The 7,360-nt window shown below is 69.4% G+C and carries 6 protein-coding genes; 2 read left to right on the forward strand and 4 right to left on the reverse strand.

The window, feature by feature from the left end:
• Positions 1 to 4: 4 nt before the first annotated feature.
• Positions 5 to 1,072, reverse strand: coding sequence for a GGDEF domain-containing protein (locus ABTU92_RS27715; RefSeq protein WP_408094810.1), 1,068 nt, complete (start codon positions 1,070 to 1,072; stop codon positions 5 to 7).
• A gap of 328 nt (positions 1,073 to 1,400) precedes the next feature.
• A complete protein-coding gene (locus ABTU92_RS27720) occupies positions 1,401 to 2,951 on the reverse strand; it encodes a DEAD/DEAH box helicase (RefSeq protein ID WP_408094811.1) in 1,551 nt (516 codons plus the stop codon).
• A 416-nt stretch (positions 2,952 to 3,367) separates the two neighbouring features.
• On the opposite strand from ABTU92_RS27720, the gene ABTU92_RS27725 reads away from it, so the two are divergent.
• Together ABTU92_RS27725 and ABTU92_RS27730 are read left to right on the forward strand one after the other, a co-directional pair.
• Positions 3,368 to 4,534, forward strand: a complete 1,167-nt coding sequence (locus ABTU92_RS27725) for a 4-hydroxybenzoate 3-monooxygenase (protein WP_408094812.1) — start codon at positions 3,368 to 3,370, stop codon at positions 4,532 to 4,534.
• Positions 4,535 to 4,705: 171 nt separating this feature from the next.
• Positions 4,706 to 5,593 carry a tetratricopeptide repeat protein gene (locus ABTU92_RS27730; RefSeq protein WP_408094813.1) on the forward strand — a complete coding sequence of 296 codons (888 nt, stop codon included), beginning with the start codon at positions 4,706 to 4,708 and terminating at the stop codon, positions 5,591 to 5,593.
• A 224-nt stretch (positions 5,594 to 5,817) separates the two neighbouring features.
• Here the strand turns inward: ABTU92_RS27730 and ABTU92_RS27735 are convergent, their stop codons facing one another.
• On the reverse strand, positions 5,818 to 6,762 hold the full coding sequence (locus tag ABTU92_RS27735; protein ID WP_408094814.1) for a UDP-glucuronic acid decarboxylase family protein: 945 nt from the start codon (positions 6,760 to 6,762) through the stop codon (positions 5,818 to 5,820).
• A gap of 88 nt (positions 6,763 to 6,850) precedes the next feature.
• Positions 6,851 to 7,174, reverse strand: a complete 324-nt coding sequence (locus ABTU92_RS27740) for a hypothetical protein (RefSeq protein ID WP_408094815.1) — start codon at positions 7,172 to 7,174, stop codon at positions 6,851 to 6,853.
• Between the last annotated feature and the right edge of the window lie 186 nt (positions 7,175 to 7,360).

Raw genomic sequence — 7,360 nt, forward strand, 5'->3', positions numbered from 1 at the left:
CGCCTCAGGCGATCCGCTTGGTGTCGAGCGGCACGACTTCGGGGTCGGTCTCGCACACCACCATGTTCCGGCCGGACCGCTTGGCCGCGTAGAGGCAGGCGTCGGTCCGCTCGATCAGGCTGTGGATGGTGTCGGCCGGGCGCAGCGTCGCGACCCCGCACGAGATGGTGACGCGACCGAGAACCTCGCGGGTCGAGCGCTTCATCAGCTCCTTGCCCATCACGGCGCGGCGGATGTAGTCGGCGACCGTGGTGGCGGCGCGCAGCGGCGTCTCCGGCAGGATGACGGCGAACTCCTCGCCGCCGTAGCGGGCGGCGACGTCCTGGCCCTTGACGTTCTGCTTCACCGATAGCGCGACGAGCCGCAGCACCTGGTCGCCGGTGAGGTGGCCGTAGGTGTCGTTGAAGCGCTTGAAGTGGTCGATGTCGGTGAGGATCAACGACAGCGCCTGGCCGTGCGCCGCGGCCTGCTCGACGAGACGGCCGAGGGCGTCGTCGAAGCACTTGCGATTGGCGAGCGTGGTCAGCGGATCGGTCAAGCTCTCGCTGCGCAGCTCCTCGAGGTTCTGCTGCAGCTTGGCGATCTCGCCCTTGGAGGCGCCGAGGCGCTGCTCGAGCTCGCGGTTGCTGCCCTCCATCTCCTTCACGGTGCGCAGCAGATCGCCGATCACCCGATGGATCGCGTTGGCGTCCTCGGCGTGGCCGAGCTGGTCGCTCGCGTCGGCCAGCGTCTCGGTCGCCCGGCTGGTGGAGCCCATGGCGGCGTCGAGCACGGCCATGATCTGATCGATCTTGCCGGCGACCTTGCCGCCGATCGACTCGATCTGCTCGCCGAGCCGCGACGGCGCGAAGAACTGCGCGTGCAGCCGGTCGACCTCCTCGGTCGACAGTTTGCCGGCCTGGGAGAGACGGTCGTTGATGGCGGCATTCAGAGGGGCGTTGTAGCCGGTCGCGTAGTGGTACCAGAGCTCGTAGTGACGCGGTGCCGCGGAGATGCGCAGCGCCTCGATCTGGTCGAGGGCGACTTTCGCGAAGGAGATGGTGCGATCGAAATCGTCCGCCCTGCCCGACATCCGCGTACTCCAACCCTGTGGGGAGTGCGGCCGGGCGCCCGTTGGCGCCTCGTACCGTCTGACCGGACGTTAAGCCGGCGGGCTAAATTTGACGTAAACGGGCCGTGATAAACCTGATCGCCCGAACGGGTAGGGTCGTGTCCCAGACATAGGTCTAGAAGACTAGAGCGCCGACATTCCGCCCGATTTCGAGCATGAGCGCCCCGCACAAGGACCGTTGAAAGAGAGCAGAGCGCGGAACCGCCGGGTGGCGCGACGCGCCACGCGGGCCGGACGCCGAGGGCGGCGTGGCCCGGCACCGAGGGGGAAGGGCGGCGTCGGCGGGCGGTCAGGCCTTCACGCGCACCGGGCGCAGCAGGAAGGCGGGCAGCCAATTCTCGATGTCGTCCGGCGCCTCGTCGCGCGACGCGCGGCGGCGGGCCGTCTCCAGCGGCGTGACGGTGGCGTCCCGCTTGCCGCGTCCGGGCCGACGGGCGTCGTCCGCCGGACGGGTGCCCTTGTCGCGGGTGCCACGTTCCTGAGTGCCACGTTCCTGAGTGCCACGGTCTCGGGCCGCGCGCGGTTGATGGCCGCGGTCCTGGGCGGGCTCGTGCGCCTCGCGAGACTCCTGATGGTCGCGCGGCTGGCCGTCGCGCGACCGGCCACGGGCGGGGCGGCCCTCGCCGTCCTGCGCCTGGCCGCGGCCACGGCGGGGCATGCGAGACCCCATGCGGACCGGCTCGCGCGGGCCGTCGTCCTCGGCGAGGTCGTCGGCGGGCGGGTTGCCGTACCAGTCGATGCCGCGGCCGATCAGCTTCTCGATCGCCGCCACGGCCTTGCTGTCGCCCCCGGTGACGAGGGTCAGCGCCGTGCCCGAGCGTCCGGCCCGGCCGGTGCGGCCGATGCGGTGGACATAATCGTCGGCATGGTGCGGGACGTCGAAGTTGAACACGTGGCTGACATCCGGGATGTCGAGCCCGCGGGCGGCGACGTCGGAGGCGACCAGCAGCGTCACCTCGTTCTTGCGGAACTGGTCGAGCGCCGCCATGCGCGACGACTGGTCCATGTCGCCGTGCAGGGCGACGACGGAGAACTTGTGGCGCAGGAGCGAGCGATAGAGGGTCGCGACCTCGCGCTTGCGGTTGCAGAAGATGATCGCGTTCTTCAGGCCCTCGGCCTGGCGGATCAGCCGGCGCAGCACCTCGCGCTTGTCGTGCGGCTCGCGGCCGGCCTTCACCAGGCCCTGCGTGATCGTGTCGACCGTGCTGGCGGCGCGGGTGACCTCGACCTTCACCGGGTTGTGCAGGAACTGCTCGGTGATGCGCCGGATCTCCGGCGGCATGGTGGCGGTGAAGAACAGCGTCTGGCGGGTGAAGGGGACCAGCTTGCAGATGCGCTCGATGTCCGGGATGAAGCCCATGTCGAGCATGCGGTCGGCTTCGTCGATCACCAGGAGCTCGACGCCGGTGAGCAGCAGGCCGCCGCGCTCGGTGTGGTCGAGCAGCCGGCCCGGGGTCGCGATCAGCACGTCGACGCCGCGCGTCAGCTTGGTGTCCTGGTTGCCGAACGACACGCCGCCGATCAGCAGGGCGACGTTGAGCTTGTGGTTCTTGCCGTACTTGATGAAGCTTTCCTCGACCTGCGCGGCGAGCTCGCGCGTCGGCTCGAGGATCAGGGTGCGCGGCATCCGGGCGCGGGCGCGGCCCTGCTCGAGCTTGGTCAGCATCGGCAGAACGAAGGCGGCGGTCTTGCCGGTGCCGGTCTGGGCGATGCCGAGCACGTCACGATGGGCGAGGACGTGCGGGATGGCCTGTTCCTGGATCGGGGTCGGCGCGGTGTAACCGGCGGACGCGACCGCATCGAGCACTTTTTCGGACAGGCCGAGATTGGCGAAAGACATGGATCCTCGAAGGTGAACGCCCGCAGGGTCCAGCCGTGCCGGTCAAAACATCGACGACGGTGTGCGGGATGGACGGTCGAACATACGGCGAACCGACGCCCGACAACATAGGGGGACGGGTTGCAATGTCAATGCTTCGCGCCGCGATCAGTTAAGTAAACGCCCAAAATCCCTGTCGTTTCTTCGTCACAGTCCGCGTTTGCACCGAGGCCCGGACAGCGTTTTCGGCCTCCGCCGCCACCGGGGGAGCCCGCCACACGGCGTCGCGGCGGCGCCAGGGGCGAGCCGAAGCGGGCGCGGCCCGGCCGGGGCCTGCGGGAAATGTGCCAGCGTTTCCCGCTCCGCGGTCTTCTCCGGGGTCCGGCCGACCTCCTACAGGAGGTTGCAGACCAACAACAATCATTCGGGAGGAGACGATGCGCACCGAGGTCGCCATCATCGGCGCCGGTCCGGCCGGGCTCATGCTGTCGCTGCTGCTGAGGCGGGAGGGCATCTCCTCCGTCGTCCTCGAATCCCGCAGCCGAGCCTATGTCGAGCAGCGGGTCCGGGCGGGGCTGCTCGAGCACTGGGCGCGCGAGCTGCTGATCGAGATCGGGGCGGGTGAGCGGCTGCAGCGGGAGGGCATGGTCCACGACGGCATCAAGCTGAGTAGCGACGGTCGCCTGCATCACATCGACTTTCGACAGCTCGTCGGCCGCATCGTCACCATCTACGACCAGAAGGAGGTGGTGAAGGATCTCATCGCGCTGTCGCTCTCGCAGGGCGGCGAGATCCTGTTCGAGGCCGAGGCGACCGGGCTCGAGGGGATCGAGACCGACCGCCCCGTCGTGCATTTCCAGCACGGCGGCGAGGCGAGGACCATCGCCTGCGACTTCGTCGCCGGCTGCGACGGCTTCCACGGCATCGCGCGGCCATCCATCCCGGACGGCATGCTCACCGTCTACGATCGCGGCTACCCGTTCGGCTGGCTCGGCATCCTGTCGGAGTCGCCGCCGCCCGCCGACGAGCTGATCTACGCCTATCACGAGCGGGGCTTCGCCCTGTTCTCGATGCGCTCGCCGACGTTGTCGCGGCTCTATCTGCAATGTGCGCCGGACGAGGACGCCGAGCGCTGGTCGGACGCCCAGGTGTTCGACGAGCTGGAGGCCCGCCTCGGCGGCTCCTGCGCGCTGGCCCGTGGAAAGGTGCTGCAGAAGAGCGTCACGCCGATGCGCAGCGTGGTCGTCGAGCCGATGCAGCACGGCCGGCTGTTCCTCGCCGGCGACTCCGCGCACATCCAGCCGCCGACCGGCGCCAAGGGCATGAACCTCGCCTTCGCCGACGTCGTGTATCTGTCGCGCGCCCTCACCGCGCATTATCAGCAGAACCGCGACGACGCGCTCGTCGGCTATTCCCGCACCTGTCTCGACCGGGTGTGGAAGGCGCAGCGCTTCTCCTGGTTCATGACCCAGCTCCTGCACCGCTTCCCCGACGAGACCGCCTTCGACCGGCGCCGCCAGCAGGCCGACATCGGCTACGTGGCCGGCTCGGTCGCCGCGTCGACGGCGCTGGCCGAGAACTATTCGGGGCTGCCGCTCGCCTGACGGCGCCCTGCAGCCGCGGCTCGAATGGAGACGACGCGACACGACAGAGGGTGAACGGCGGCTTGCCGGGACGGACGGCATTTGCATCGAGTACGGCGGGATTTTGCGGTCGTCGGCGAGGGCTTCCGTAACCGACCTCCGCTAGCCTGTTCGGGTGTGGAGTTGTCTGGAATGATCACCGTCCCCCGCATCCGCCGTCTCGACATCGCGCTCCTGCTCGGGCTGCTCGGCCTCGCGCTGTGGTCCCAGCCGGGTCGCTCCGAGTCGTTCTCGGAGAAGCTGACTCGACAGCTCAACGCCAATGCCCAGCGCGAGGCTCTGAACTCGCTCGCCCGCGGCTTCGCGGTCGACGAGGCGGCCATCAAGGCGACCCTGCCGGACGGCGCCGACCGCCGCATGGTGCTGCGCACCCGCGCCTCGCTGTACGAGAAGGTCGCCGACTTCGAGCGCGCCGAGGCGGACTTCAGCGAGCTCGTCGCCCTGTCCCGCAACGACCCGGCCATGTATCTCGACCGCGGCTATTTCTATCTGCGCCGCCACCGTTTCGCCGACGCACTCGCCGATTTCGCGACGGGGGCCCGCATCGAGCCGCGCAAGCCCGTCTATCCGTATGCGATCGGCCGCGTGCATGCCGCCATGGGGGCGCACGAGCGCGCCATCGAGAGCTACAACGATGCCATCCGGCTCGACTGGCAGGACGGACGCTCGCTGCTCGCACGCGCCGAGGCGAAGATCAATCTGGAGCGCTACGACGAGGCGAAAGCCGACTACAACCGGGCGCTCCGCGCGGCGCTGCGCGATCGCAACGACCGCTTCTTCGCGTTTCTCGGGCGCGGCTATGCGGCGCTGGTGACGGAGGAATGGGACGCCGCCGTGGCGGACTTCGACCGGGCGCTGGCGATCGACGAGAAGGCGTTCAGCGCCATCGTGTGGCGCGGCTACGCCAACGAGCGGCGCGGCCGCGTCGATCTCGCCATCGACGACTACGAGCGCGCCGTCTCCTACGACCCCTCCGACGCGAACAGCCGCACCAGCCTGCAGCGCCTGCGCTCGAAGTGATCAGGTCGCGGTGCCGCGCCGCGGGCCCTCTCTTCACCTCTCCCCGCGCGCGGGGAGAGGTCGACGCGCGCAGCGCGGCGGGTGAGGGGGCCTCTCCCCGACGCAGAGAGCTGATGCAGAGGTCTCAGGCGTAGAGACTCGCGGCGGCGCCCCCTCACCCGGCTTCGCGCCTGCGGCGCGAACCCCGACCTCTCCCCGCGCGCGGGGAGAGGTGAACAGCCGTCTCACAATCCCAGCACGCCCTTGAAATACGCGATGGTCGGCTTCAGGCCGTCCTCCAGCGACACGGTCGGCGCCCAGCCGAGCGTCCGTTGCGCGAGGCCGATGTCGGGGCAGCGCTGCTTCGGGTCGTCGGCCGGCAACGGCTTGAAGGTCAGCGTCGAGCGGCTGCCGGTCAGCTTCATCACCAGCTCGGCGAGCTCCAGCATGGTGAACTCGCCCGGATTGCCGATGTTGACCGGGCCGACGAAGTCGGCGGGCGTGTCCATCATCCGCAGCATGCCCTCGATCAGGTCGTCGACGTAGCAGAACGAGCGCGTCTGCTGGCCGTCGCCGTAGATCGTGATCTCCTCGCCCTTGAGCGCCTGGACGATGAAGTTCGACACCACGCGGCCGTCGTTCGGGTGCATGCGCGGGCCGTAGGTGTTGAAGATGCGCACCACCTTGATCTCCAGCCCGTGCTGGCGGTGGTAGTCGAACATCAGCGTCTCGGCGCAGCGCTTGCCCTCGTCATAGCAACTGCGCGGCCCGATCGGGTTCACTCGGCCCCAATAATCCTCGCGCTGCGGATGGATCTCGGGGTCGCCGTAGACCTCGGAGGTCGACGCCTGCAGCAGGCGCGCCTTCACCCGCTTGGCGAGGCCGAGCATGTTGATGGCGCCGTGCACGCTCGTCTTGGTCGTCTGGACGGGATCGAACTGGTAGTGCACCGGGCTCGCCGGGCAGGCGAGGTTGAAGATGCGGTCGACCTCGACATAGAGCGGAAACGTCACGTCGTGCCGCGACAGCTCGAAATTGGACTTGCCCAGCAGATGCGCCACGTTGCGGCGCGAGCCCGTGTAGAAGTTGTCGATGCACAGGACCTCGTGCCCGGCCGCCACCAGCCGGTCGCACAGGTGCGAGCCGAGGAAGCCGGCGCCGCCGGTCACCAGGATCGAGGTGTCGTCCATGAAGCCGTCTCCGCGGGGGTGCCCGTCGAATGCCGGCTGCTTGTGGCAGGAGCGGGCCGCGACAACAAGAGGGCAGGGCGGGAGGCGGTCAGGCCCCGGCCGCGGGGCGCGGGGCCGTCGCCCGATCGGCATCCATGGCCGTGGCGTCCGGCGGCGCGTGCAAAAGATCGTGCAGGGGCCGGCGGAACGCCGCGATCATGGCGCCGGCGAGGCCCGCGATCGCCGCGATCATCAGGAAGAACGTCGCCTTGTCCATCACGCTCCACAGGCTGCCCAGCGCCCCGCCCAGGAGGTTGCCGGTGAAGCTGGTGCCGAGCCACACCGCCATCAGGAGCGAGACGTGGCGCAGCGGCGCCACCGTCGAGACGAGCGAGAAGCCGACCGGCGAGAGGTACAGCGCCGGGCGCGCCACCGTGAAGGGCGGCGGCCGCCATGATCAGGTTGGCGAGCGCGACGCCGAAGCAGCCGACCGCCATCTTGCCGACCGTGGACGGCTCGCGCCCGCGCCGGCTCTGCCACGCCCAGAGCTCGACGATGAACGGCGTGAAGGCGAAGATCAGGAACGGGTTGAGGGCCAGGAACCAGGTCGTCGGGATGG

Source organism: Rhodoplanes sp. SY1, assembly GCF_046000175.1.
In the GTDB taxonomy this organism is placed as follows: Bacteria; Pseudomonadota; Alphaproteobacteria; order Rhizobiales; family Xanthobacteraceae; genus Rhodoplanes.

Bases quoted from the DNA above. Each gene is read 5' to 3' on its own strand.
- ABTU92_RS27715 (WP_408094810.1), bottom strand. From the start codon at position 1,072: ATGTCGGGCAGGGCGGACGATTTCGATCGCACCATCTCCTTCGCGAAA.
- ABTU92_RS27720 (WP_408094811.1), bottom strand. From the start codon at position 2,951: ATGTCTTTCGCCAATCTCGGCCTGTCCGAAAAAGTGCTCGATGCGGTC.
- ABTU92_RS27735 (WP_408094814.1), bottom strand. From the start codon at position 6,762: ATGGACGACACCTCGATCCTGGTGACCGGCGGCGCCGGCTTCCTCGGC.
- ABTU92_RS27730 (WP_408094813.1), top strand. From the start codon at position 4,706: ATGATCACCGTCCCCCGCATCCGCCGTCTCGACATCGCGCTCCTGCTC.
- ABTU92_RS27725 (WP_408094812.1), top strand. From the start codon at position 3,368: ATGCGCACCGAGGTCGCCATCATCGGCGCCGGTCCGGCCGGGCTCATG.